This is a genomic window from Arthrobacter sp. AOP36-F1-5, from assembly GCF_058137995.1.
Genome location: NZ_CM176892.1, coordinates 1494586 through 1520199, shown reverse-complemented (window position 1 = coordinate 1520199; position 25614 = coordinate 1494586). Strand labels below are relative to the sequence as shown.

Below are 25614 nucleotides of genomic sequence, written 5' to 3'. Positions count from 1 at the left end.
TGCTCGGGTGACAACTACAGAACCCAGTCTCGTCGTCGAGTCCCTCCGTAAGGACTTCGGCCCGGTTGCCGCACTCGATGGCCGTATGGTCCGGGTCCTCAACGGTATCTCACTGACAGCACATCGTGGCGCGGTGACGACGTTGCTCGGATCCAATGGCGCCGGCAAATCCACCACGCTCGCCTGCGCCCAGGGACTGCTCCTTCCCGACGGCGGCACCGTCCGCCTGCTGGGTACCGATCCGGCCTCCGGAGGAAGCGCACTGCGCTCCCGGGTGGGCGTCATGCTCCAGGACGGCGGCCTACCCCCTTCGGTCAAGCCCATGACCCTCCTGCGCCACGTCGCCCGGATGTATGACCGCCCGGTCGACGTCGATGCCCTGGCCAAACGCCTTGGCATCGACTCCTTCGCGCACACCACCATCCGGCGCCTCTCAGGCGGGCAACGCCAGCGCGTCGCCTTGGCAGCCTCCCTCGTCGGAAATCCCGAAGTCGTGTTCATGGACGAACCCAGTGCAGGCCTGGACCCGCAATCACGCCAAACAGTCTTCGAACTGATCGAAGAGCTGCGCGAACGGGGCTTGTGCATCGTCCTGACGACGCATCTGATGGAAGACGCCCAGCGCCTGTCCGACTACGTCTACATCATCGACAACGGCCGCAACGTCGCCCAAGGCACCGTCGCGGATCTGACAGCCGAGGCCACTTCGGCGACGGAGAGCCGTACCCTCCATTTCACGGCCGACCCCGGCCTGCCGATCCCCCGGCTACACGACGCCGGATCACTCATCGAGGAGGCGGCGGGCCGCTACCGCGTCGAGGGGCTCCACTCCCCCGCCGGGTTGACGGAAATCACCTCCTGGTGGTCTGAACAGGGAGTCCTGCCGACCTCGATCAGCATGGAACCGAAGAACCTTGAAGACGTCTTCCTGGATATCGCCCAAGGAGGCACCCGTGGCTGACCCGACGCCCTCGCCCCTGCCCGAAGCCCCGACCACCGGTGCCCGCCGGTCCAATGCCGCCAGTCTGACCACGCGCGTCGTCCGCCACGGTGGCTACGAAACCCGCGCCATGCTCGGCAATGGCGAACAGCTGGTCCTGGCGGTCGCCCTGCCCCTGCTGGCACTGTTCGGGTTGACGTTCACCAGCATCCTCGATGGCGTTGCCGAACACCGCATCGATGCCGCCGCCCCCGGCGTGCTGGCGTTGTGCGTCATGTCCACCGCCTTCACCGGCCAGGGCATCTCCACCGGGTTCGACCGGAGATACGGTGTCCTGCGCTTCCTGGCCACGACCCCCTTGGGACGAGCCGGGTTGATCTTCGGCAAGGCCCTGGCCGTGTTGGCCGTACTGGTGGTCCAGGTCGTCCTGATTGGTGGGGTGGCGCTGTTCCTGGGGTGGCGCCCGGAACCGGCAGGCATTCCCCTGGGCGTCCTGCTGTTGATACTCGGTGCCGCTGCCTTCACCTCACTGGGCCTGCTGATTGCCGGTACCGTTCGGCCTGAAGCAACCTTGGCGATCACGAACCTGGCGTGGATCCTCCTGGCAGCAGGAGGCGGGATCCTCATTCCGGGCAGCCGCCTTCCCGGGATGCTGTCCGACATTGTTGCCGTGTTGCCCTCGTCGGCGCTCGGCGATGCACTGCGTGAGACCCTCATCAGTGGGACCATGAACATGGGGGCCATCCTGATCCTGCTCGCCTGGACGATTGCCGCAGGATTCGCCGCCACCCGCTGGTTCAAATGGAATTGACGCGCGCACAGCCAGTCGCCCCGCGTCCCGAATGGAGAAAGACAACATGACAACCCCCGTCGCCAACCACTGGACCGACCGGCTACCGCCGGCGTTGGGGCGCGGCACCCGCGCGGTTCAGACCACCTACTCCCGTGGATACAACCATCTCCCGCTATCCATCGGCCGAGGCATCCACCGGTTGGCGATCGCCTCCCTGATCACCCAATCAATCCTGATCGTCTCCGGCGGCGCCGTCCGACTGACCGCTTCCGGACTCGGCTGTTCGCAGTGGCCCAACTGCATGCCGGGGACGATGACCCCGACCCCCGAAATGGGAATCCATGGGTTGATCGAATTCGGCAACCGACTGCTGACGTTCGTCCTGGCCGCCGTGGCGATTGCCATGATCGTCTCCATCTGGCGCATACGACGCACCCACCGCACCGTGTTCTGGCTCTCCATCGCCCTGCTGTGCTTCATCCCGATCCAAGCCGTCATCGGCGGGATCACCGTATTGACGGATTTGAACCCCTGGGTCGTCAGCTTCCACTTCCTGGCGTCGATCGCCTTGGTGGCCGTGGCAACACTGCTGGTCAACCGCACCGGGAGGGAATCGCGCGGTGAAGAACTGGTGGCCCCCGGCCCCCTCACCGGAACGATGCGCTCACTGGGCTGGACCATCGCCATCACCTCGGCCCTGGCCCTGATCCTGGGAACCGTGGTCACCGGCTCGGGCCCCCACGCGGGGGATCCCTCCTCACCCCGGCACGGCTTCAACTTGTACCTCGTGACCCGCATCCATGTGGTCCCCGTGTACCTCCTGGTCATCGCAACCCTGCTGGGCCTGTATCTGGTCTACCGCACCCATGCGGCGCGGGCCCTGAAGCGCGGCTACCTCTTCCTGGTCGTTGCCGTACTGGCCCAGGGCGCCATCGGATACACCCAGTTCTTCCTCGGACTGCCCATCGCGGTCGTCCTGCTGCACATGGTAGGCACCGCATTCCTGACGGCGGCCGCCACCAATGTATGGGACCGTTCCACCGGCGTCGTTCCGCTATAGCAACGCCCCGCCGACTGCCCTGCTCCTTTCCCGCGGTGAAGCAACGGGACCTTCTGGTTTCCAGCCCTGGTCAGGTGCAGGATCACGCCCCGAGTTCCCGGGCTTGCAGCCGGCCGCTCCTCCCGGTGCTCCATGAGAGTGCGGATATTGCCCCGGTGTCGTTTTTCGAAGACGACTACAAGGAAGCCCGGAGTCTTCTGCACAACGATTCCGTGTCTGTTTGGGCAACGGCTTGCGGGACGGCTGGCTAGGAATGTTGAAAGAAGGCAACACAGATGAGTGAATTGCGACGACGGCTAGTCTGAGTGCATGGAATTTCGAGCCGTTCTATTCGATCTGGACAACACTCTGTTCGACCATCTGACATCAGCACGTGGTGGCTTGGATACATTCGTTCGGAGTTTTGGCGTCGAGCTGACACCTGATCTTTCGAATTCGTGGTTTGAGATTGAACAGGCCAACTACGATCTTTTCCTATCAGGTGAGCTCAGTTTTCATGCACAGCGCCGCGAACGACTCCGCCAGTTCCTTCCCCTGATAGGGCATCCGGGTCCGGTTGGCGCCACTGAGCTTGACGAAGTGTTCGCCATTTACCTGCGAAGTTATGAGGAAGCATGGACTGCGTTTCCAGACGCCGTGCCGACCCTGGAGCTGCTAAGAAGTTCCGGTACCACGGTCGGCGTCATCACCAACGGCAACCACGAGCAACAAGCGAAGAAGATCAAAAGGATCGGCATCGAACCCCTCCTCGATCTATTCTTCAGTTCTGAACAAATGGGCCATGCTAAACCCACAAGTTCAGCATTCATCTTGCCGTGCGAGAAGATGGGGATTTCCCCAAGCCAGGTACTTTACGTCGGTGACAACTTCCGTGTGGATATCGAAGGGGCACGAGCCGCAGGCCTTCAAGCCATACACCTTGACCGGGAGGATGCCGGTCAGCCGATGACTCTGCGTAGCCTGACGGATCTCGTCCCGTTGCTAAAGATCGAAGCGACTGCTCCGTAACCGGAACGGTGACCGGTCAGGGATCCCGTTCTGGGCTCAACTCACCCTGACACGTAGAGCCCCCGCCGATACCTCAGCAGCGAGAATGGACGAGGAAGAGGAGGCCAGCATGGCGTATGGGTCGGCGCGCGACTTGCCGAAGTTCAAAGAGATGGAGTTGCAACTGGCAGGACTGCGGCGGTTCAAGTTCCTCATCTCTAAGGAACAGCGTCACCTGCTGACAGACGTCTCAGCCCAACTGGACCGCATCACGAGCACTGTTGACGCCTTCTACGTACTCCTCGGTCCTCGACATTGGGTCTTCCATGACGACCTGCCGGTCGATGACCTGGCCGGCCTTGTGGCCAATCACCAGGACGATCCGGAGCGTGCGGAGCAAGCCTTCATCGCTTGGTACCAGGACAAGGATCGCCTGTCTCATCTGGTGCGACGACTCAATGTGCACCCTGATTTACGCGCACGCATGCATCTGCTGAGGTCGGCGCTGGAGGATTACCAAGCTCAGCGCTACTACGCCGTAGTCCACGTCTTGCTCAGCGTCATGGATGGCTTCGTGAACGACCTCAATCCGGCCTGCCGCAAAGGTCTGCATGCCCGCGAGCCGCAGGAGATGGACGCCTGGGACAGCGTTGTGGGCCACCACTTGGGACTCAGTGCAGCGCATGCGACCTTCGCCAAGTCCAGCAAGGGACGCAACGACGAGCCAGTCTATGAGTTGTACCGCAACGGCATCGTGCACGGGATGCTGACCAACTACAACAGCAGCGTCGTCGCGACCAAAGCCTGGAATCGACTCTTCGCCGTGGCGGACTGGGCGCGCTCCTTGGAGGCCCAAGAGCAAGAGACAGCGAAGCCGCCCGACCCGACGTGGAAAGACCTCGCAACTCAACTTGCTGCCAACACCGAGACGAAAGCTGCACTGGCGGAGTTCGTGCCCATTGCCCTGACCTCAGATGATCACGCATCACTCGCCGCTCACCCGGTCTATGTGGCGTCTACTAGATACCTCGACGCCTGGAAGCGGAAGAACTACGGACACATGGCCCAGGTGATCACGACTCTGGGCCAGACAGTCGGCCCTGGAGACGTGCGGTTGGACTATCAAGGGCACTCGCTGGATGACTACTCCCTCAAGTCGCTGGTGCACAGCGCCGCCGCGATCTGCACCGTTCGCCTTCACGTCGTCGTCAACGGCACGCCCGGCTCTCCAGAGATGAGGTGGGTGCGTGAGGGGAGCGATGGGCGTGCGGCTGCGCCGAATGAAGACGGCGAGTGGCGCCTGATGTGGTGGGGCGCCGCGCATATGACGCGGGATGCTGAGTAGGGAAGCGAATTAGTCGCGAGAGGGAACCCCAAATGGGCATCCCGGAGTGACGTGACCGGCAGCTCTCAGCTATTGGTTGTTGTCCGCCAACTTCTCCAGCCCGACCACTCGGCCGCCTCAATGACGCAGAACCGGTTTCCCTCGGGGTCTTGCATGATGACGTAATCTGCATCGTCGGGGCATCGACCCCAATCCACCTTGGTGGCACCGAGAACAGTAAGTCGGTGAACTTCGGCCGCCTGGTCCTCCGCGTACAAGTCCAGATGAATGCGAGGTGGCAATATCCGCTCAGAGCGGTGCGCGTCGAGGGAGACATTCGGACCTATTCCATCGGTGGGGAATAACAGTGCGAAGTCATCATCAATCGGCTCTCGCACAGTGTAATTGAGAGCATCAGACCAAAATTGAATCTGCTCTTGCAGGTCGCTCACACGAATGACAATGGACCCAACAACAAGCATTCCATAACCGTAGGTCGAGTGGAGTGACGCCGCAAGCGGAACCCTCGTCGGGACGCCAGCTTGCGAGCGTGGCCGGCCGGGATCTCTCGGCTGATCCACCGCCGGACGCTACCTACTGACGGCAGCCGAGACCTGATGGTCCTTCCGGAATCAGACTAAAGTCGCCACATGGACAACTTTGAAGTCGCGATTGACCACGAGCTGTTCCGCATCAGCGAAAGGTACCAACCAAGCGGGAGCCTCAGCTATGACTTTGCTTGGCTGAATGGTCCAGCTGAGGGAACTTACGGCTTTACTGTCGGCATAACGGGCACCGATTCCAACGACGTTTCGCGAATGTCCTCCGAAGAGCTCGTCGAGGAAGCTCGCCTTTTCGTAGAAGCCTTCTATGGCGCTGGCGGTATCGGAGCAGAAGATTTCCCTGATCACGTGCCAGCAAAGAACCGTGGAGGAAAAGGCTGACAGCGAGTCCCTCAGCGGGAACCCCATGGGAGGCAACTGTTCTCGTGTTGAATAAGGCCTATCGTTGTTGAATGGCAATGAAAGACGAGTTCGGGTATCCGCTCAAAATCGATGCTATTGACCGCTACATGCCCCCGGTTGAGCTCCCTCCTTCGACCACACCTGAGGAACACGCTCGCCATGCAGATGCCTATTCTGCCTACCAAGAACGCTTCCTTCGGGCGTCCAAGGAACGCCGCAACAACAAGGAGTGAATTCGACTCTGCGAATCCTCGCCTCCTGCGCCTCAATAGCCGAGGGCTCAACGGGACGGTATTCGCGGCTTGACAGCCGAATAGACACTCTGCGGCACAACGAAGGCTGCATAGAATGCCATTATCCGCCCTACAGCTTGTGGTTTTGCTCCTCTAAACTCCGGACGAAACCGCCCAATGCAGCCAATCATCGGGCTATCTACCAGATGAACGTGAACTCGGCGGATTGGACAATTGCGCTCTAATCTCTCGACCAACTGCAACAGGGAATGGCCACGCGAGTGGCAACTTCTGAGAGTCTGGGCGTATGACCGCGACAATTCCTGAGTTCACTGACAGCTACTCCGACGACATGATCTTCTTGCAGACGGTTCGCCGATCTCTACTGCGACACCCTCTCGAATATCACTATCCGAAGATCTTGGATGCCACCCTCGCTCGCCTGCATGCTGTGATGTTGGTCGGGAATGTCGAGAACGCAATCAACCAGGAACATGAGCGCACGGGCGATTCGAAACTGAAGGATTATCTCAAACCCAATGGTCAAAATAACAAAAAGAAGGTGGAATCGCTGCGATCGTATTTGGAAGGACGGATCGGCGGAGCAGTGGACACGGAAATACTCGAGGACTATCTCGCCATCAAGAACTTTCGCAACGGCATAATCCACTCAGATCGAAGGACGGGTGAGAAGGCTGAACATGTGGCTTCGCGCGGAATTTCGCTCGACAGTCGGGAGCTTAACTTGGACCACCTCCACCGTTTTGCTCAGGTTGATCAGGCGATGACTATGTACCTTGGAATGTCGCACCTGTTGGAAGTGGTCGGCGCTCCCGGTGAAGCACTTAATCCGACGGAGTTACCGGCAAGCCGTATTGCGTCTGACGAGGCTGTTTCGGCACCGTACTCATTTGACGAATTTATTCGATTTCATAAAAGTAACTTGGATAAGGTCGGCTCGAGTTGGGTAAGCCTTCTCGTTGAGATGGACGAGCTGTCGGGACCAGACTTCGTCAGAGAAGTGCGAGCTGGGAACGTAGACGGCGATGTGGGCGAGCGCGTTCGAGGTTGGGGTCGCACGGCGGAATACTCCTGGAACGAGATTGTGCGGCTGTGGCCGGACGATTCGGCGCAGCGTCTCGTTGATGACTCGAAGTACCGAGCTGAATTGCTCCATAGGATGAGGTCCCTCGCAGCAGACGGCGCGTTCCCTGTGCAGAGCCTTCCCAGAAGTGCCTACGCCGTGCTCTGGCGCGCGGCTTTTTCGCACGATGCGCCCGGCGAGAATGAATACTTCCGACTATTCGACGGAACGACCTCTCTGACAGGTTTTCAGCTCTTGGAGACTTATGCGGTGGGCGGCGTAGCCTATGATCTGATTTCGAATTTAGGCATGGGGTGGATTTGGCCACTACTCGCTATCAGTGGCACTGAAGAAGCCGTTGGAAAGGCTAACGCCTTCATCGAAGTTTTCGAGTTGGCTCGCACCTGGTATTCAGCGATCGAACGAAATGAAGGGATAGACGATCACGATAAGGAGACGGTGGAGATGTATCGTCGCGGAGTTGCTGCCACTTAGGTTTAGCTTCTGGCCTCTTATCCGGAGCTTTCGCTGCATTTTCGTGGGGCGGTGAGGGGTTCCTGGTGGGCTCACCGGAAATGCACACCGAATGCATTTGGCTACGGTGTTGTATGGCTACTAGTGTTCCATTCCTTGACCGCCGGCCCAAGATCGGTACAGGGGTTGGCGCTAGGGTCAGATACCAGAAATACGCTAGGAAGCTCAGCGCTCTCTAGCGTTGTCAGCCAAACAACCCGCGATGTGAACACCTGAGATGCTCCACACTCATACGCTCAAGCCCCTAAATCGGTTCCGGGAGACAGCGGTGTCCACCGTCTCGTAAGCCGGTCCTTCACCGGAAACGACAGCTCGAAACAATAGCTACCGAGAGCGCCAAGCCTGTGGAGTTGATCGGTGAATGGCGTGCTTCTGGTGGCGTTAGCTGGTGATGAGGGTGCTGGCGGCTGCTTCGATGACGTCGTCGGTGATGGTGTCGAGTTGGTTGATCTTCAGGACGCGTCCGATTTGGGGGAAGAGGCGTTCGAGGAGGCGGAAGTTGCCTCTGGTGATGCGTTCGATCGCGGCGATGGCTTGGGCGTCGGTGAAGTCGTCGGGGTCGAGGGTGCGGCCGAGGCGTTTCCAGTGGCGGGTCAGGACGAAAAGTAGTTCTTCGCGTGCGAGGGCGCGGTAGCGGTGGGAGAACCCGAGGCGACTGTAGAGCTGGGGGTAGTGGCGGAAGCGTTGGTCGATGCCGGGCATCCCGATGAACATGAGGGCGACGTGGTGGCGGTCGTGGAGGTCTCGGAGGAGTTCGAGTGAGGTCGGCGTGAGTCGTTCGGCCTCGTCGATGATGATCAGTTCGGTGAAGTCGATGGTGCGGGGAACGTCGGTGGTCGTGATCTTCCCGATCGCGCAGAGGTGCTCGTAGATCAGGACTCCGACCTTCCCGCGGTAGAACTCGATATCGCGCATGAGATCGCGGTGCTTGGCGAGGACCTCGGGGGTGTAGAACACGGTGCGGGAGCGGTGGGCGGCGGCGTAGTGCTTTAGGTCGGCCTCGCTGCGTGGCCCCCAGGCCTGGATGAAGGGTTCGAGGGTGTCCCAGTGGGCGTACCGGCGGGCGGACTGCGTCTTGCCGACGCCGGCCTCGCCGTGGCAGATGCCGATGGTGACGTCCTTGCGGATGGTGCCGGCGAACTCGGTGAAGCGGCGGTGTTCCTTGGTGACGATGAAGTCGCGGTTCATCTACTCGTCCTCTTCGTAGGTCTTCAGGCGCTTCCTGGGCCGTCGCGCGGGAGCGGGCGGCGTGGGCGCATCGTAAGGGGGTCGTGGAGTCGTGGGGATGCGGTCGTTGATGTCCTTGCGTAGCTGCCGGCGGCGGGCTCGTCGGGCGGTTTCGATGTCGTGGAGGCTGTAGCGCTGGTTGGGGTGGGCTTCGTCGATCGCTGTGCACACGAAGGTGTCGTGGTCGTGGACACGGATCTCGGACAGGTCCCGGGGGTCGTAGCGGATGGTGACCGTGCGTCCGACGAACGAGGCGAGCGTGGGCGAGAGGTAGCGCTGGCCTTGGAAGTGGATCCCGTCGCGCTGGACGGTGCGATGCTTGGAGACCCGCAGAAGCAGCCCGTCGAGCTCCTCGAGACTCTCGGGTAGTCGCGGCAGCCATCCCTCAGCGATCCAGGCCGCCTTTGGGCTCGTGCGGATCGCGGTGTGCGTGCGCTGGTTGTACTGGCCGACGAACTCCCCGACGGCCCGGTCGAGACCAGGAAGGACCAGCACCGGCACTGGATGTGGGTTTCCAGGGGTGAGGCGCCCGGGCAGGGTCGCGAGCAGTTCGGTGTTGACGGTGTGGAAGAACCGCTCGATCTTTCCTCTTCCCTGGGGGCGGGCGACCGTGGAGTGGATGATTCGGATCTTCAACGCGATCGCGGTGTACTCGAGGTGATGGCTGGTGAAGTCGCTGCCGTGGTCGACGTAGAGGACGTCTGGGATGCCGCAGATCGGCCAGGCGGGGTCACTCTTGGGCCAGATCGCTTGGCGCAACGCCAGCGCGGTGTTCATCGCCGAGGGCGCGCCCTCGAAGACCATGTACCCGCAGATCGCCCGCGAGTAGTCATCCATGACCGTGGTCAGCCACGGCCTGGATGGTCTCCCGCTGGGGTCCTTGATGAGGATGTCGAGCTCGGTGTGGTCGACCTGCCACAGGGCATTGGGACGCTCAGCGCGGTGGCGGAAGACGAGCTCATGGCGGTCCCGGTAGGATGCTGGCCCCTCGAGAGCGAGCGTCACCATCCCGGGATCCAGTGCCTGCACGATCGACCGCACCGTCGCGTAGCTCGGCGTACTCACGCTTCTTCGTGCGGCCTCGGCTGCGGTCAGGCGGTGCAGTGTCGCGATGCTGGGGCGGGGCTTGGTCAGAGCCAGGTGCTCCACGAAAGCCACCAGCTCAGGCGCGGTGCGCCGCACGCCAGCATCGGCGCGCTGTGCCCGCTCAAGAGCCGAGATGCCACCAGCCCGGTAGAGGCTGTGCCAACGCGAGAGCGTTCGCTCTCCCACCCCGGCCTCCCGCGCGAGACTCGCCAGCGGGATGCCGTCTTCGACGTGGAGCCGCAGAATCTTCCACTTCTGCGACCCGTCCATGTCACGCCTGCGCGATGCTCTCGCGAGCGGCAGCGTCCCGCTGGTGGCGGTACAGCGTCGCCCGAGACCACCCCACCAGGCGCGCCGCCCCCTCAGCGGTGCAACCCTTCGCTCTCTCTTCGGCAGCGATCGCCAGTTTGCGATCCACGACCTCGGGATTCACGGGCGGCCGGCCGAACTTCGTGCCCTGAGCGCGGGCTGCTGCGATCCCCGCGTTGACACGCTCGGTGATCAGCTCGCGTTCGTACTCCGCTAGCGTTGCCAGCATACCGAGCATGAGCCGACCCGACGACGTCTCAGGATCGATCCCGTCGGAGACCGACCGGATCTTCACGCCGCGATCCCGGAGCAGGTTCACGGTGTTGAGCACATCGATGAGCGACCGGCCCAGTCGATCGATCCGCCAGACCACCACCGTGTCCTCAGGCTCCGCATAGGCCAGGAGCTTCTTCATGCCCGGACGCTCCGCCGCGCTCTTCGCCCCGGACGTTACGTCCGAGAACACATCCCGCTTCTGCACCCCTGCCGCAAGAAGAGCGTCAAGCTGCAGCGCCGGGTCCTGCCCCGCCGTCGACACCCGCGTGTACCCCAGAAGTCTCATGACGACATCATGCCTCATAAAGCACATTCACCGGAAGGTCTGAGACAGAACGCGGTGCGACGACTTTACGAGACACCATGGGCCTCCCGTCGACCCAGCTCGTGCCGGCGCCGTAGTCACCAAACGCGGCGTCGCGTAAAGCTGTAGATTCTTGAGGCGCCACCAGCTTGCCACCTTGTGGAAGGGCGGCGATTGCTTGGCGCGAAGCGCTTTCGCCTTGAACTATCCGCGTCGACGTAATCTGGGGCCGACTCTGAGCGCGACTGTGACGTAGCGGTAGAGTTGGTGCCTGCTTGCCGGGCGGCAGAACGCGGGCGCCTGCGTTCAGGCGTCATGGCGAGCAAGGGCTAGTGGAAGGGTGAAGCAGTGGGGCAAGCGCAGGAGCAAGACATGGACACGATGCAGATCGGTGAGGTCGCCGAACGCACCGGGCTGTCGATGCGCACTATCCGCCACTACGACAATGTAGGGCTGGCGCCGCCCTCGGCCCGCAGTGAGGGCGGATTTCGGCTCTACACCCAGGCCGACGTCGAGCGGCTCAACTACGTCCGGCGGATCACTCCGCTGGGATTCAGCCTGGAGGAGACCGCCGAGATCCTCGCCATTCTGGAGGCCAAGGAACCGGTCGAGGCCACTGCCGCGTACTTGGAAAGGGTCCGGGTGGCCCGGGAGAAGATGGCCCGCAAACTGCGCCAAGCCGACGAGCTCATCGACGCCCTGCAGGACCGCGTCCACGACTAAACCTGCCCCCCCGCTGGCGGAGCGAGGTGGGCCAGCAGCCAGACTCTACCCTCACGTTAGGGTAGAGTTAGTGTCGAAACTTTTCCCGGTGACTACCTGATGCCCCGCCCCTTGGGCGGCCGGGCTGCCTCGTAAGGCCGGGGTCCTTCTTGTTCACGACCTGATGGGAGACCTGCGTGTCCACCACAATCCACACCGCCCCGCCGGCGAATGCCACCCCCGAAGAACGCCAATCCGTCCTGGCGACCCTGAAGCGCCCGCGCTGGCTGAAGACCGAGGTGCTGGCCGGCCTGATCGTCGCGCTGGCGTTGATCCCTGAGGCCATCGCGTTCTCGCTGATCGCCGGGGTGGACCCGCAGGTGGGTCTGTTCGCTGCCGCCACGATGGCCATGTCCATCGCCTTCCTGGGTGGGCGGCCGGCGATGATTTCTGCGGCCACCGCGGCCACCGCTCTGGTGATCGCCCCGCTGATGGCCTCGCACGGGCTGGACTACTTCCTCGTCGCGGTCATCCTTGCCGGTGTCTTCCAGGTGATCCTCGGGGTGCTCGGGGTGGGCAAGCTGATGCGCTTCATCCCCCGGTCGGTGATGGTCGGCTTCGTCAACGCCTTGGGCATCTTGATCTTCACCTCCCAGCTACCAGACCTGATCGGCGTCCCGTGGCTGGTCTACCCGCTCACCGCCGCCGGCCTGGCGATCATCTACCTGCTGCCACGGATCACCACGGTCGTCCCAGCCCCGCTGATCTCGATCATCGTTGTCACCGCTCTGGCCCTGGTCTTCGCACTCAACGTGCCCACCGTCGGGGACAAGGGTCAGCTGCCCGACGCCCTGCCCACCCTGTTCCTGCCTGACGTGCCCTTCACCCTGGAGACCTTCCAGATCGTCGCCCCCTACGCACTGGGCATGGCCCTCGTCGGGCTGCTGGAATCCCTGATGACGGCCAAGCTGGTCGATGACATCACCGACACCCGCTCGAACAAGGTCCGCGAGTCCTGGGGCCAGGGCGCGGCGAACATCATCAGCGGCTTCTTCGGCGGAATGGGCGGCTGCGCGATGGTCGGGCAGACCATGATCAACGTCAAGGCCTCCGGGGCCCGCACCCGGATTTCCACCTTCCTGGCCGGCGTCTTAGTCCTGGTGTTGGCCGTGTCCCTCGGGGAGGTAGTGGCGCTGATCCCGATGGCCGCCCTGGTCGCGGTGATGATCTTCGTGTCGATCGCCACCTTCGACTGGCACTCCGTCCGTCCCTCAACGCTGAAAATGATGCCCAAGTCCGAGACCATCGTCATGGTAGTCACCGTCATCGCGACCGTCGCCACCCACAACCTAGCCGTCGGCGTCGGGCTCGGGGTGCTCACCGCGATGGTGCTCTTCGCCCGCAGGGTCGCGCACTTCGCCACCGTCACGCGCACCGTCAAGGGCGAGGGCGAGCAGGCCGTAGCTCGGTACACCGTGGACGGGGAACTGTTCTGGGCCTCCTCCAACGACCTCTACACCCAGTTCGAGTACGCCGAGGACCCTCAGCGCATCGTCATCGACCTGACGACCTCACACCTGTGGGATGCCTCGACCATCGCCGCACTAGATTCCGTGGAGGACAAGTACCGCCACTACGGCAAGAACGTCGAGGTCATCGGCCTCAACGAGGCCAGCCAAAACATGCGCAACCGCATGTCCGGCAAGCTCGGCGCCGGACACTAAACCACCACGCACCCTCCCCGCGCCCGAGGCTCACACGCTGGACCAGTATTCGCACGTGTCAGCGCGGGGCCCCGCTGTGGCCGGGAGTGCGCCACCGAGCGATCACAGAACGCCGCCATTCATCGCCAAACTTCACACGCCAAGCCATCACCGTCCCGTAAGACCCGTCCGGCGAGTCGTCCGGTGACGGGTCCCTATGCGACACACTGATCTGCATGTCTGAGATCATCATCGGCTATGCACGCGTGTCCACGGAAGAGCAAGACCTCACCGCGCAGCGTGATGCCCTAGCAGCCCTGGGCGTCACCTCGGAACGCATCTATGTTGATCATGGGTTTACCGGCACCAACAAGAATCGTGCCGGCCTACGCGACGCCTTGGCCGCATGCCGAGCGGGGGATACCTTCGTCGTTACCAAGCTGGATCGCCTAGCTGTACTGCCCATAGACGTTAGTTAAGCGGCTGATTGGTGGCTGGTTCCCGATTGCAGTGTGGGGCCTGTGGTGATTGTACGCATGGTTCCAATCCGGCAGTGCTTCGCGGCGGGTGGCCTCGCTGCCATAGAACCTGGCGTAGGCCCAACCGTCGTTCAGGGTCCGATGGAACCGCTCGATTTTCCCATTGGTCTGGGGCCGGTAAGGGCGGGTCCGCTTGGGCGTGATGGCCAGCTCGGCGCAGGCGTCACGCCAGGCATGCGAGCGGTAGGCGGACCCATTATCAGATAGCACGCGCTCCACGACGACGTCACGGGCAGCGAACCACGCCACGGCCCGTTCCAGTACCGCGATGGCCGTTACCGACTTCTCATCATCATGAATCTCGGCATAGGCGATACGCGAGTGATCATCGATGACCGTGTGCACGAAGGCGGTTCCCATTTTCGGGGTGTGGTTCGCATTGCGGGGCTTGTCCGGGGTTGCTGCACGGTTCTTGTCTCCGGCCTGCCGGCCCACGAACCGGTGCCCGCCGCCGTCGGGAATATTGCCGAATTTGGTGACGTCCACGTGGATCATCGATCCCGGATAGGGGTGCTCATAGCGGCGGATTTTCTCACCGGTGACCCGGTCGATATAGCGCAGCCTGTTGATTCGGCAACGTACCAGCACTGCGTGCACCGTCGAGGCAGCCAGGCCCAGCCGGTAGGCGATCTGGACGGGCCCCAAGCGCTTGCGCCAGCGCAGTGCCACGATTTGTTTGACCGCTGCCTGCGGGGTGCGTGCAGGACTTGTCCGGGGTCTGCTGGGCTTGTCGGCCATCCCGGCCGCGCCGTGGGCTCGGTAGCGGTCGGCCCAGCGTTTGGCGGTGGGCCAGGAGACCATGAACATCTTCGCTGCGGTGGAGACGCTCCACTGCTGGTCAACGATGAGCTTGGCGATTCTCAGACGTGCTTTGGGGGTCAGGGCTGCATTAGCGTGGGACATGAAGGCCTCCTGTTTGTGAAGTGGTTTCTTAGACAGCTCCACTCCACATCGGGGGGCCTTCGTCATCCCATCAATTCAGACCGTGTCGTCGCACGAGTTCAACCAACGTTGCTGGGCAGTACACCCCCGCTCCGTCCGGGACGCCCACGAAATTGCCGATGACCTCGCCAGACGCGAAATCAAACTCAGCATCGGCGGTCCCGTCCATGACCCTACCGACCCAATGGGCAAACTCCTGTTCAACGTGTTGGCGATGATCTCCGAGTTCGAAGCTGACCTTATTCGGATGCGCACCCGCGAAGGAATGAAGGTTGCCAAGGCCAAGGGCAGGCTGCGGGGCAAGCAGCCCAAACTCTCAGCGAAGCAGGAAGAGCACCTCCTCGAACTGCACGCCGCTGGGGAACACAGCAAGGCGGAGCTACCTGAGCTGTTTAGCGTCGGTCGCTCCACTGTCTATCGAGCCATTGAACGCGGGCGGCTGCGCAACGCAAACCACGGAAGCCCCTGACATTACATGCGCTCGATTTCGAACAATTAGCTGCTCATAGTCGTCGGCAGGCAGAAGCCAAGCGGCCGGCCCCCGCAGTGCAGGGGCCGGCCATTGAGCAAAAGATTTAGCCGAAGATCGGAGTCCCGACGAACGGGTCGATCGCCAGCCCGACGAACAGGACCGTGAGGTAGCTGATGGAGATGTGGAAGACCTTCATCGCCTTGCGGTTCATGTCGCGTGGCAGGTGTTCTCGCTGTGCCTCGCGGTAGAGCACATGGGATTCGAAGATGAACCAGCCACCGGAAACCGCGGCCAGCACTGTGTAGACGATACCGGCGTCACCCATCGGAACCAGCAGCAAGGAGCAGGCGACGGTGGCCCAGGCGTACAGGACGACCTGCACGGACACGGTCCGGGCCCCGGCAATGGCCCCGAGCATCGGGACGTGGGCGTTGTTGTAGTCGTCGGCATACTTCATCGACAACGGCCAGTAGTGCGGTGGGGTCCAGAGGAAGATGATCAGGAACAGGATGATGGCCGGCCAAGCCAGGGTCCCGGTGACCGCTGCCCACCCGATGAGCACGGGCATGCAGCCGGCGATTCCGCCCCAGACGATGTTCTGCGAGGTGCGGCGCTTGAGGATCAGTGTGTAGAAGACCACATACAGCAGGATCGCGGTGAGTCCGAGGACAGCGGTGAAGAGGTTTGCACCGGCCCAGAGGATCCCGATCGAGGCCAAGCCGATCACGTACGAGAAGATCAGTGCTTCACGGGGCGTGGCTTCGCCGGTGACCAGCGGACGCTTCGAGGTCCGGTGCATGAGCCGGTCCATGTCCCGGTCGAAATAGCAGTTGAAGGCGCCGGCGCTTCCGGCGGCCAGGGCGCCACCCAGCAGGGTCGCCACGATCGTGATCAGGTCGGGGAAGCCGCGCTGCGCGAAGATCATGGTCGGCAGCGTGGTGACCAGAAGCAACTCGATGACTCGCGGCTTGGTCAGGGCCACATAGGCCCGGGCCTTGCGTCCGATGAAACCACCCAGGGATTCATCGGTTTGACGTGACGCACGAGGTGCGAGCTCTACGTCGGTCGGTACGGTCTTCACGGACATGCCACTCAGTTCTTCGCGGGAAATACACAGACAACCCCAATCATACCCTTTTACCGGCTGTAGAACTCAGGCATCTTTCCCCCAGCCGCGAACGCCCCGGAAATTATCGGAATAAACAGGCCACGGGCACCCCCAAAGAGATATGGTTGAAGCGATGTGCCGGAGCGCTGGAGCTCAGTATTCGTACGTGGGCGTGCAGCATCTGTGCTTCCCCCGACTCCACTCCTCGGCACCGACCGCCAATACAGGACCAGAGAGAGGGGCCGCCACGTGGCGCCACAGTCAGATGTTCGGGAATTGTCGTGGACGGAATCGGATCAGAAGGCCGTGGACAGCATCCGCGTCCTGGCAGCCGATGCGGTGGAGAAGGTCGGAAGCGGCCACCCCGGTACGGCGATGAGCCTGGCCCCCGCGGCCTATCTCCTGTTCCAGCAGCATCTGCGCCACGATCCGAGCGACCCGCATTGGATCGGCCGCGACCGGTTCGTCCTCTCCCCCGGGCACACCTCCCTGACGCTCTACCTCCAGCTCTTCCTCTCCGGCTACGGCCTGGAGATGAAGGACATCGAAGCGCTGCGCACCTGGGATTCACTCACCCCCGGACACCCGGAGGTCGGCCATACCAAGGGCGTGGAGATCACCACCGGCCCGCTGGGACAGGGCCTGGCCTCCGCCATCGGATTCGCCTACGCCCAGCGTCGCATGCGCGGCATGCTCGATCCGCAGGCGGCAGCAGGGACCAGCCCGTTCGACCACTCCGTCTTCGTGATCGCCTCCGACGGCGACCTACAGGAAGGCGTGACCTCCGAAGCCTCCTCCTTGGCCGGCCACCAGGAACTGGGCAACCTGGTCGTCATCTATGACGAAAACCACATTTCGATCGAAGACGACACCGACGTGTCCTTCACCGAGGACGTCCTCGGCCGGTACTCCGCCTACGGGTGGCACACCCAGCGCGTGGATTGGACCCGCACCGGCAACTACGTCGAAGACGTCGAGGCCCTGCACCTGGCCATCAACGAGGCCAAGGCCGAGACCAGCCGCCCGTCGATCATTTCGCTGCGCACCATCATCGGATGGCCCGCGCCGACTAAGCAGAACACCGGTGGCATCCACGGCTCGAAGCTGGGAACCGAGGAACTCGAGGCACTGAAGAAGGAACTGGGCTTCGACCCTGCCGCGCACTTCGCCCTCGATGACCAGGTCCTGGCCCATGCCCGCGAAGTCGCCGATCGCGGGGCCGCCGCCCACGCCGAATGGCAGAAGGGTTTCGACGCCTGGAAGGCAGCCAACCCGGAGAACGCCGCCCTGCTCGAGCGCATCCAGGCCGGAAGGCTCCCGGAGGGATGGGATGCCAACCTCCCCGAGTTCGAAGCGGGCAAGGATCTGGCCACCCGTGCCGCCTCGGGACAGGTCATCAATGCCATCGCCGATGTCCTGCCGGAACTCTGGGGCGGTTCGGCCGACCTGGCCGGCTCGAACAACACGACCATCAAATCGGCGCCGTCGTTCATCCCCGAAACCAAGCAGACGGACTCTTGGAAGGGCGACCCGTTCGGCCGGGTCCTGCACTTCGGCATCCGCGAGCACGCCGCAGCAGCCATCGTCAACGGGATCACCCTGGCGTCGCCGACCCGGGCGTTCTCCGGTACGTTCCTGATCTTCTCCGACTACCAGCGGCCGGCCATCCGGCTCTCGGCGTTGATGGGTGTGCCGTCCATCTATGTCTGGACCCACGATTCCATCGGTCTGGGCGAAGACGGTCCGACCCACCAGCCGGTCGAGCAGCTGGCCTCGCTACGTGCCATCCCGAACCTCGACGTCGTCCGCCCGGCGGACGCCAACGAGGTGTCCTGGGCCTGGAAGACGGTCCTGGAGAACACCTCCAACCCCGCGGGGCTCGTGCTCTCGCGTCAGGGACTGCCGGTCTACGACAGGAACCAGCCAGGATTCGGGCCGGCTTCCGGAGTCGCCGACGGTGGCTACGTGTTCGTCGATGCCATGCGTGACGGCCAGGTCGTGGACCCGGACGTGGTGCTCATGGGCACCGGTTCGGAAGTCCAGCTCGCCGTCGATGCCCGCGAGGCATTGGCCGCTGAAGGCATTGCCGCCCGGGTGGTCTCGCTGCCCTGCGTCGAGTGGTTCAACCGTGCGGAGCAGTCCTACCGCGACTCCGTCCTCCCGCCGTCGGTGAAGGCCCGGGTGAGCGTCGAGGCCGGCGTGGCCCAGGGCTGGCGCGAACTGGTCGGCGACGCCGGCCGCATGGTCTCGCTGGAGCACTTCGGTGCCTCGGCAGACTACAAGCGCCTCTACACCGAATTCGGCATCACGGCCGAGGCCGTGGCCCAGGCGGCGCGCGACTCGATCAACGCAGCGAAATAGCACGACGCCGGTCGGCCACTGGAATAGTGGCCGACCGGTTTCCGTTCCCGTGGCCCGAACCCGCAGGAACGGCGCAGACCTCATTTCCCTCCTGGAAGGATCCATCTCATGAGCAACCCCAACACCCAGGCCCTCTCCGATGCCGGCGTCTCCATCTGGCTCGATGACCTCTCCCGCTCCCGCCTGACCTCGGGTTCGCTGCAGAAGCTCATCGGCGAGCGGAACGTGGTCGGTGTGACCACCAACCCCTCGATCTTCGCCGCGGCCCTGTCCAAGGGCGACGCCGACTACACCGAGCAGGTGGGTGAACTCGCTGCCGCCGGCGCCGACGTCGAAGAAGCGGTCTTCCAGATCACCACCCAGGACGTCACCCGGGCCTGCGACCTCTTCGCCCCCGTGGCCACCGCCAGCCAAGGCATCGACGGGCGGGTCTCGATTGAGGTCGATCCCCGTTCGGCGCATGACGCAGCCGCCACCATCGCCGAGGCCAAGAAGCTCTCCGCCAAGGTCGACCGCGAGAACGTCTTCATCAAGATCCCGGCCACCGTCGAAGGGCTCGAAGCCATCACCGCGACGCTGGCGGCAGGCATCAGCGTCAACGTCACGCTCATCTTCTCGCTGGAGCGTTACCGCGCCGTGATCAACGCGTTCCTCTCGGGCATGGAGCAGGCCAAGGAAAACGGCCACGACCTGTCCAAACTGCACTCCGTTGCCTCCTTCTTCGTATCCCGCGTGGACACCGAGATCGACAAGCGTCTCGACGCCATCGGTACCGAAGAAGCCACCGCGCTCAAGGGCAAGGCCGGTCTGGCCAACGCCCGTCTGGCCTACCAGGTCTTCGAGGAGGACTACTCCTCCGAACGCTGGGGCGTCCTAGCCGCGTCCGGCGCCCGTCCGCAGCGTCCGCTCTGGGCGTCCACGGGGGTGAAGGATCCCGCGCTGCCCGACACCCTGTACGTCACCGGGCTCACTGCCCCACAGGTCGTGAACACGATGCCAGAGAAGACGCTGGATGCCACGGCCGACCACGCCGAGGTCACCGCCGACACGATCACCGGCACCTACGACGAATCGAACCGGGTCCTGGATTCGCTGGCCGCACTGGGCATCGACTACAACGAGGTCGTCCTGCTGCTGGAGAACGAAGGGGTGGAGAAGTTCGAGGCCGCCTGGACCGATCTGCTGGCCGATGTCCGCCAGGCACTGGAAGCAGCAGGAAAGGCGTCGGCATGAGTGCCCTGGGGTTCACGGCCACCGGAGCCGCACAAGCTGCCATCCAGGCGCATGTCCCTGCCCTGGTCGCCGAGAAGACGGCCTCGCGCATCGCGGCCAAGGACGACACCCTCTGGGGTCCCGAGGCCCAGGCCGAGGCCTCCAAGCGCCTCGGCTGGGTCGACTTGGCCGAGACCTCGCGTCCCCTGGTCGAGCCCATCCTGGATCTGCGCCGGGAACTGCAGGCGGACGGCATCGACCGGATCGTCTTGGCCGGAATGGGCGGTTCCTCGCTGGCACCCGAGGTCATCACCGCCACCGCCGACGTCGAACTCGTCGTCCTGGACAGCACCGACCCCGAAATGGTCGGCAATGCCCTGACCGACCGGTTGGCCACCACGGCTCTGGTCGTCTCCTCGAAATCCGGGTCGACCGTGGAAACCGATTCCCAGCGACGGGTGTTCTCCCAGGCGTTCGAGGATGCGGGAATCGATGCGGCATCGCGCATCATCGTGGTCACCGACCCGGGGTCCCCCATGGATAAGGCCTCGCGCAAGGCCGGCTACCGGGCGGTCTTCAACGCCAACCCGGACGTCGGAGGACGGTATTCCGCCCTCACCGCCTTCGGGCTGGTGCCTTCCGGTCTGGCCGGTGTGGATATCGCCACCTTGCTGGACGAGGCGGAGGAAGCCGCGGAATTCCTGGCCGACGACGACGAGGACAACCTCGGACTCGCCTTGGGCGCGGCCCTGGCCGGGACCACGCCGTTGCGCAATAAGATCGTCTTCGTCGACGAGGGATCCGGCATCGTCGGATTCGCCGATTGGGCCGAACAGCTCATTGCCGAATCCACCGGCAAGCACGGCACCGGCCTGCTACCGGTCGTGGTGGAACCCGGGGCCGAGGAGACGGTCCACCAGGCCGACGACGTGCTCCTGGTCCACCTGGTCTCCGACGACGAGGACCCGGTCATCGCCACCCAGGGACACCATGTGTATGTCTCGGGATCGTTGGGCAGCCAGATGCTGTTGTGGGAGTACGCCACCGTCGTGGCCGGCAAGCTGCTGGGCATCGACCCCTTCGACCAGCCGGATGTCGAGGCGGCGAAGATCGCTGCCCGCGGGCTCCTCGATGCCACCCCCGAGCCGGAGACCGCCCAATTGGTCGACGGCGACATCGAGCTCCGGGCCACCGAAGGCCTGCTCGAGGGGGCGGCAGGCGTCACGGACGCCGTGGCCAACCTGCTCGGTGCCCTGCCGGCCGACGGCTACCTGAGCATCCAGGCGTATCTGGATCGCATCGGGCACGCCGATCTGGCGACCCTGCGCGAGGATCTGTCCGTGGCCTCGAACCGTCCGACGACGTTCGGGTGGGGCCCACGCTTCCTGCACTCCACCGGGCAATTCCACAAGGGTGGACCCCGCATCGGGGTCTACCTGCAGATCACCGCCGACTCCGATACGGACATCAGCATCCCCGACCGTCCATTCACGTTCGGTGAATTGATCTCCGCCCAGGCCACCGGTGACGCCCAGGTGCTCGCCGACAACGGCCGCCCGGTCCTGCGCCTGCATTTGGGCTCCCGGGACGAAGGAATCCGCCAGCTGCGTGCCGCGATCAGCGCACTGCCCGGAATTCACCAGTAACATCGGGGGCGGGCGGCCCCGGTGGCCGCCCGCTCCCCCCGTTGTTTCACCACAGAAAGCACCCCATGGCAGATACCACCGCGCACAACCCCCTGCGCGATCGTCGGGACCGCCGCCTGAACCGGATTGCCGGGCCATCTGCCCTGGTGTTCTTCGGCGTCACCGGCGACCTGGCCCGCAAGAAACTCATCCCCGCGGTCTACGACCTCGCCAACCGCGGGCTCCTCCCGCCCAGCTTCGCCGTCGTCGGCTTCGGTCGCCGCGATTGGTCGCCCGAGGACTTCGTCGCCCAGGCCAGGGAATGGGTCCTGGCCAGCGCCCGGACCCCCTTCAACGAAACCGTCTGGGCCCAACTAGCCGGCGGCTTCCGCTTCGTCACCGGCGGGTTCGGCGATGAAGAAGCCTACGAACGTCTCGGCGAGACCCTGGATGAGCTCAAGATCTCCCGCGGCACCCGCGGAAACCACGTCTTCTACCTCTCCATCCCCCCGAACTCCTTCGAGCAGGTCTGTGAGCAGCTTTCCCGCCACGGGCTGGCCCAGGACGAGCAGATCCACGCCGACGCCTCCGCGGAGCCGCAGGAGCCGGCCCCCTGGCGCCGGGTGGTCATCGAGAAGCCCTTCGGCCACGATCTGGAATCGGCCCGCGAACTGAACACCATCGTGGAATCCGTTTTTCCCCCCGACGCGGTCTTCCGCATCGACCACTACCTGGGCAAGGAAACCGTCCAGAACCTGCTGGCCCTGCGTTTCGCCAACCAGCTGTTCGAGCCGCTGTGGAACGCCAACTACGTGGACCATGTGCAGATCACCATGGCCGAGGACATCGGCATCGGTGGCCGGGCGGGATACTACGACGGCGTCGGGGCCGCCCGCGACGTCATCCAGAACCACTTGCTCCAGCTGCTGGCCCTGACCGCGATGGAGGAACCGATTTCCTTCAACGCCGATCACCTGCGCGCCGAAAAGGAAAAGGTCCTCGCCGCGGTCAAACTCCCCGAGGACCTCTCCCGGCACTCGGCCCGCGGTCAATACACCGGGGGCTGGCAGGGAGGCGAGGAGGTCACCGGTTTCCTCGACGAGGAAGGGTTCAACCCGGAATCGCAAACCGAGACCTATGCCGCCATCCGCGTGGACATCAACACGCGCAGATGGTCCGGGGTGCCCTTCTATCTGCGCGCCGGCAAGCGGTTGGGGCGTCGGGTGACCGAGATCGCCGTCGTCTTCAAACGGGCGCCCAACCTGCTCTTCCGCGACAACGCCTCCGAGGAGTTCGGCCAGAATGCGGTGGTCATCCGCGTTCAGCCCGACGAAGGCGCCACCATCCGTTTCGGTTCCAAGGTCCCGGGCACGCAAATGGAGGTCAGGGACGTGACCATGGACTTCGGGTACGGCCACTCCTTCACCGAGTCCAGCCCCGAAGCCTATGAGCGGCTCATCCTGGACGTCCTGCTCGGCGAACCCCCCCTGTTCCCCCGGCATCAGGAGGTGGAGCTGTCCTGGAAGATCCTCGACCCGTTCGAGGACTATTGGGCGTCCCTGGACGAACAGCCCGAACCGTATGCCCCCGGAAGCTGGGGCCCGAGTTCGGCTGATGAACTGCTGGCCCGAGATGGAAGGACGTGGCGGCGACCATGATCGTAGACCTGCCGAACACCACCACCTCGAAGGTGGCCAAGAAGGTCATGAACCTCCGCGAGACCGGCGGTGTCGTCGCCCTGAGCCGCGTGCTGACGCTTGTGGTGGTCACGCAGTCCGGGTTCGAGGAGGAGGCCATCGCCGCGGCGAACCTGGCCAGCCGGGAGCACCCGTGCCGCATCATCGTCGTGGTCGAAGGGGCCACCGACGCCCCGACGAGCCTCGGGGCACAGATCAGGGTCGGCGGTGATGCCGGGGCCTCGGAAGTCATCGTCCTCCATGCCGACGGGGACCTGGCCACGGCCAACGAATCACTGGTCAACGCGCTCCTGCTCCCCGATGCCCCCATCGTCGCCTGGTGGCCCCATGGGATGCCCGAATGTGCCTCCGAAACGGCCATCGGCAGGATCGCGCACCGCCGGATCACCGATAGCCGGACCGCCGATGAGCCGCAAAAGGCGCTCTTCGCCCTGGCGAAGAGCCATGTGGCCGGGGACACCGACCTGGCGTGGACGCGGTTGACCCTCTGGCGGGCCCAATTGGCCGCCGTCCTAGACCAGCTCGATGCCTCCTGCCTGACGGCCGCCACCGTGAAGGGTTCGTCCTCGAGCCCCAGCGTGCTGCTGCTGGCTGCCTGGTTGACGCTCCGGCTGGACATCCCGGTCACGATCGCCTCCTCCTCCAACGGGACCGGGGTGCGCAGCGTGAGGTTCTCCCGCGAGGACGGCGACGTGGTGCTGACCCGCCCCCATGACGACGTGGCCGAGTTGTACCAGCCGGGACAGCCCGTCCAACGGGTGTCGTTGCCGCGGCGCAACACCTCGGTCTGTCTTGCGGAGGAACTGCGCCGGCTGGACCCCGACGAGGTCCTCGGCGAGGTCCTGCGGGAGGGTCTGGCCCAGACCAACCTGCGCTCCGTGACCGCTTCCGAACGCTGAGCCTGCGGGCACCACGAAACGCCAAAGAGGCGGCTTCCCCCGTGGGGGAAGCCGCCTCTTCATGGTTCTACGGCGGTGGGCGCGCCGGGCCTGGGCCCGGGATGCCCCCGCGGGGATTGCGGGGTCCTAGATCTCCGAGCTCAAGCGCATGATGATGCCCAGCGCCACGATGATCGCGCCCCAGGACACCCCGAGCACGACGGTGATCCGGTTGAGGTTCTTTTCGGCAACACCTGAGGACCCGAGACTGGTGGTCATGCCGCCGCCGAACATGTCCGACATGCCGCCTCCACGTCCCTTGTGGAGCAGGATCAGCATGACCAGCAACAGGCTCACGAGTCCCAGCACCACCTGCAGGACAATCTTGAGTGTGTCCACTACTACCTTTCGGTCGAGAACGGCCGCAGCCGGTTAGTCCGTCACCAGATGATGCTCGAACCTAATAATGTTAGCAAATTCCGCGGCGTCCAGGCTGGCACCCCCGACGAGCAGCCCGTCGACATCGCTGCCACGCATGATGGCGGCGGCGTTGGCGGCCTTGACCGAACCGCCATAAAGCAGCCGGATTCCTGCTGCCGTGTCGGCTCCGTAGAGACTCACGAGCTCGGCGCGGAGCGCCGCGGCCATCTCCTGGGCGTCCTCGGGTCCGGCGACTTCCCCGGTGCCGATGGCCCAGACGGGCTCGTAGGCCACCACGAGATCGGCGGCCTGGGCCGCATCCAATCCCGCCAGCGAGCCACGCAACTGCTCGAGCGTGTGCTCGACATGGCGCCCGGCCTGCCGGACCTCCAGGCCCTCGCCCACGCAGAGCACCGGCACCATTGAATGCCTGTAGGCTGCTGCGACCTTGCGGGAAAGCAACTCATCGGTTTCGCCGTGGATGGCCCGGCGTTCGCTATGCCCGACCAGGACATACCGTGAGCCGAGCTTGGAGAGGAAGGCCCCGGAGATGTCCCCGGTGAAGGCGCCGGAATCCTCCGGTGAGAGGTCCTGGCCCCCGTAGACGACCGGCAGGTCATCGCCGGCGACCAGCGTCTGGACGCCGCGCAGATCGGTGAACGGCGGGAAGACGGCGACCTCGACCCGGTTGAAGTCGTGTTTGGCATCCTCGAGGGTCCACGCCAGCTTCTGCAGCAGCGTGATGCCCTGGACATGGTCCATGTTCATCTTCCAGTTGCCGGCAATCAGCGGCTTCCGGTCGAATTGACCGTTCGTGGAGGTGGTCATAGGTG

General features: G+C 63.9%; 23 protein-coding genes and 2 pseudogenes. 17 read left to right on the top strand and 8 right to left on the bottom strand.

The window, feature by feature from the left end:
- The first annotated feature begins 7 nt into the window (after nt 1-7).
- From AC3ZI9_RS07005 to AC3ZI9_RS06985, 5 genes are all read left to right on the top strand, one after another.
- Nucleotides 8-961 (top strand): ABC transporter ATP-binding protein, encoded by a 954-nt coding sequence (locus AC3ZI9_RS07005; protein WP_444555620.1) that lies wholly within the window; start codon nt 8-10, stop codon nt 959-961.
- Complete coding sequence (locus AC3ZI9_RS07000; protein WP_444555619.1) at nt 954-1751, top strand: ABC transporter permease; 798 nt, start codon at nt 954-956, stop codon at nt 1749-1751. The genes AC3ZI9_RS07005 and AC3ZI9_RS07000 overlap by 8 nt, the downstream gene beginning before the upstream one ends.
- A 46-nt stretch (nt 1752-1797) precedes the next feature.
- Nucleotides 1798-2793, top strand: coding sequence for a COX15/CtaA family protein (locus AC3ZI9_RS06995; RefSeq protein ID WP_444555618.1), 996 nt, complete (start codon nt 1798-1800; stop codon nt 2791-2793).
- 309 nt (nt 2794-3102) lie between these two features.
- On the top strand, nt 3103-3801 hold the full coding sequence (locus AC3ZI9_RS06990; protein WP_444555617.1) for an HAD family hydrolase: 699 nt from the start codon (nt 3103-3105) through the stop codon (nt 3799-3801).
- Between the two features lie 85 nt (nt 3802-3886).
- Entirely contained in the window at nt 3887-5125 is a 1239-nt protein-coding gene (locus AC3ZI9_RS06985; protein ID WP_444555616.1) for a hypothetical protein, read from the top strand.
- A 65-nt stretch (nt 5126-5190) separates the two neighbouring features.
- Here the strand turns inward: AC3ZI9_RS06985 and AC3ZI9_RS06980 are convergent, their stop codons facing one another.
- The gene (locus AC3ZI9_RS06980) at nt 5191-5586 is read right to left on the bottom strand and encodes a VOC family protein (RefSeq protein ID WP_489923972.1); all 396 of its coding nucleotides are present in this window, start codon (nt 5584-5586) and stop codon (nt 5191-5193) included.
- 168 nt (nt 5587-5754) lie between these two features.
- On the opposite strand from AC3ZI9_RS06980, the gene AC3ZI9_RS06975 reads away from it, so the two are divergent.
- The 3 genes from AC3ZI9_RS06975 to AC3ZI9_RS06965 all read left to right on the top strand — a co-directional run bounded on the left by AC3ZI9_RS06975 (nt 5755) and on the right by AC3ZI9_RS06965 (nt 7881).
- Nucleotides 5755-6048, top strand: a complete 294-nt coding sequence (locus AC3ZI9_RS06975; RefSeq protein WP_489923971.1) for a hypothetical protein — start codon at nt 5755-5757, stop codon at nt 6046-6048.
- A gap of 71 nt (nt 6049-6119) precedes the next feature.
- Complete coding sequence (locus AC3ZI9_RS06970; RefSeq protein WP_444555613.1) at nt 6120-6302, top strand: hypothetical protein; 183 nt, start codon at nt 6120-6122, stop codon at nt 6300-6302.
- A 307-nt stretch (nt 6303-6609) separates the two neighbouring features.
- Nucleotides 6610-7881 carry a hypothetical protein gene (locus AC3ZI9_RS06965; protein WP_444555612.1) on the top strand — a complete coding sequence of 424 codons (1272 nt, stop codon included), beginning with the start codon at nt 6610-6612 and terminating at the stop codon, nt 7879-7881.
- Nucleotides 7882-8301: 420 nt separating this feature from the next.
- On the opposite strand, the gene AC3ZI9_RS06960 is transcribed toward AC3ZI9_RS06965, so the two are convergent.
- The 3 genes from AC3ZI9_RS06960 to AC3ZI9_RS06950 are packed head-to-tail and all read right to left on the bottom strand — an operon-like array spanning nt 8302 to nt 11104.
- On the bottom strand, nt 8302-9108 hold the full coding sequence (locus AC3ZI9_RS06960) for an AAA family ATPase (protein ID WP_444555611.1): 807 nt from the start codon (nt 9106-9108) through the stop codon (nt 8302-8304).
- Nucleotides 9109-10503 (bottom strand): TnsB C-terminal domain-containing protein, encoded by a 1395-nt coding sequence (locus AC3ZI9_RS06955; RefSeq protein ID WP_444555610.1) that lies wholly within the window; start codon nt 10501-10503, stop codon nt 9109-9111.
- 1 nt (nt 10504) lies between these two features.
- On the bottom strand, nt 10505-11104 hold the full coding sequence (locus tag AC3ZI9_RS06950) for a recombinase family protein (RefSeq protein ID WP_114384512.1): 600 nt from the start codon (nt 11102-11104) through the stop codon (nt 10505-10507).
- Nucleotides 11105-11494: 390 nt separating this feature from the next.
- Here AC3ZI9_RS06950 and AC3ZI9_RS06945 point away from each other — a divergent pair, with 390 nt between their 5' ends.
- The 3 genes and pseudogenes from AC3ZI9_RS06945 to AC3ZI9_RS06935 form a co-directional block, all read left to right on the top strand.
- Nucleotides 11495-11845: a MerR family transcriptional regulator gene (locus AC3ZI9_RS06945; RefSeq protein WP_019160177.1), complete on the top strand. Its 351-nt coding sequence runs from the start codon at nt 11495-11497 to the stop codon at nt 11843-11845.
- Between the two features lie 176 nt (nt 11846-12021).
- Entirely contained in the window at nt 12022-13548 is a 1527-nt protein-coding gene (locus AC3ZI9_RS06940; protein WP_055085098.1) for a SulP family inorganic anion transporter, read from the top strand.
- Nucleotides 13549-13763: 215 nt separating this feature from the next.
- Nucleotides 13764-13982: pseudogene (locus AC3ZI9_RS06935) on the top strand (recombinase family protein); the annotation flags it as partial.
- Here the strand turns inward: AC3ZI9_RS06935 and AC3ZI9_RS06930 are convergent.
- On the bottom strand, nt 13977-14969 hold the full coding sequence (locus tag AC3ZI9_RS06930; RefSeq protein ID WP_489923970.1) for an IS481 family transposase: 993 nt from the start codon (nt 14967-14969) through the stop codon (nt 13977-13979). The pseudogene AC3ZI9_RS06935 and the gene AC3ZI9_RS06930 overlap by 6 nt on opposite strands.
- A gap of 127 nt (nt 14970-15096) precedes the next feature.
- Between AC3ZI9_RS06930 and AC3ZI9_RS06925 the strand changes: the two are divergent.
- Nucleotides 15097-15477 (top strand): annotated as a pseudogene (locus tag AC3ZI9_RS06925) (recombinase family protein); the annotation flags it as partial.
- 106 nt (nt 15478-15583) lie between these two features.
- On the opposite strand, the gene AC3ZI9_RS06920 reads toward AC3ZI9_RS06925, so the two are convergent.
- Nucleotides 15584-16567: a heme o synthase gene (locus AC3ZI9_RS06920; RefSeq protein WP_444553924.1), complete on the bottom strand. Its 984-nt coding sequence runs from the start codon at nt 16565-16567 to the stop codon at nt 15584-15586.
- Nucleotides 16568-16864: 297 nt separating this feature from the next.
- On the opposite strand from AC3ZI9_RS06920, the gene tkt reads away from it, so the two are divergent.
- The 5 genes from tkt to AC3ZI9_RS06895 all read left to right on the top strand — a co-directional run bounded on the left by tkt (nt 16865) and on the right by AC3ZI9_RS06895 (nt 24382).
- Nucleotides 16865-18949, top strand: coding sequence for a transketolase (gene tkt, locus AC3ZI9_RS06915; RefSeq protein WP_444561767.1), 2085 nt, complete (start codon nt 16865-16867; stop codon nt 18947-18949).
- 108 nt (nt 18950-19057) lie between these two features.
- Nucleotides 19058-20182: a transaldolase gene (tal, locus tag AC3ZI9_RS06910; RefSeq protein ID WP_444553926.1), complete on the top strand. Its 1125-nt coding sequence runs from the start codon at nt 19058-19060 to the stop codon at nt 20180-20182.
- Nucleotides 20179-21807, top strand: a complete 1629-nt coding sequence (locus AC3ZI9_RS06905) for a glucose-6-phosphate isomerase (RefSeq protein WP_444553927.1) — start codon at nt 20179-20181, stop codon at nt 21805-21807. The genes tal and AC3ZI9_RS06905 overlap by 4 nt, the downstream gene beginning before the upstream one ends.
- A gap of 65 nt (nt 21808-21872) precedes the next feature.
- A complete protein-coding gene (zwf, locus tag AC3ZI9_RS06900; protein ID WP_444553928.1) occupies nt 21873-23444 on the top strand; it encodes a glucose-6-phosphate dehydrogenase in 1572 nt (523 codons plus the stop codon).
- Nucleotides 23441-24382, top strand: a complete 942-nt coding sequence (locus AC3ZI9_RS06895) for a glucose-6-phosphate dehydrogenase assembly protein OpcA (RefSeq protein ID WP_444561769.1) — start codon at nt 23441-23443, stop codon at nt 24380-24382. Before zwf ends, AC3ZI9_RS06895 begins: the two co-directional genes overlap by 4 nt.
- A 126-nt stretch (nt 24383-24508) precedes the next feature.
- Here AC3ZI9_RS06895 and secG read toward each other — a convergent pair whose 3' ends face one another.
- Both secG and tpiA read right to left on the bottom strand, forming a co-directional pair.
- Nucleotides 24509-24760, bottom strand: coding sequence for a preprotein translocase subunit SecG (gene secG / locus AC3ZI9_RS06890; protein WP_444553930.1), 252 nt, complete (start codon nt 24758-24760; stop codon nt 24509-24511).
- Nucleotides 24761-24793: 33 nt separating this feature from the next.
- On the bottom strand, nt 24794-25609 hold the full coding sequence (gene tpiA, locus AC3ZI9_RS06885) for a triose-phosphate isomerase (RefSeq protein ID WP_444553931.1): 816 nt from the start codon (nt 25607-25609) through the stop codon (nt 24794-24796).
- Nucleotides 25610-25614 lie beyond the last annotated feature (5 nt).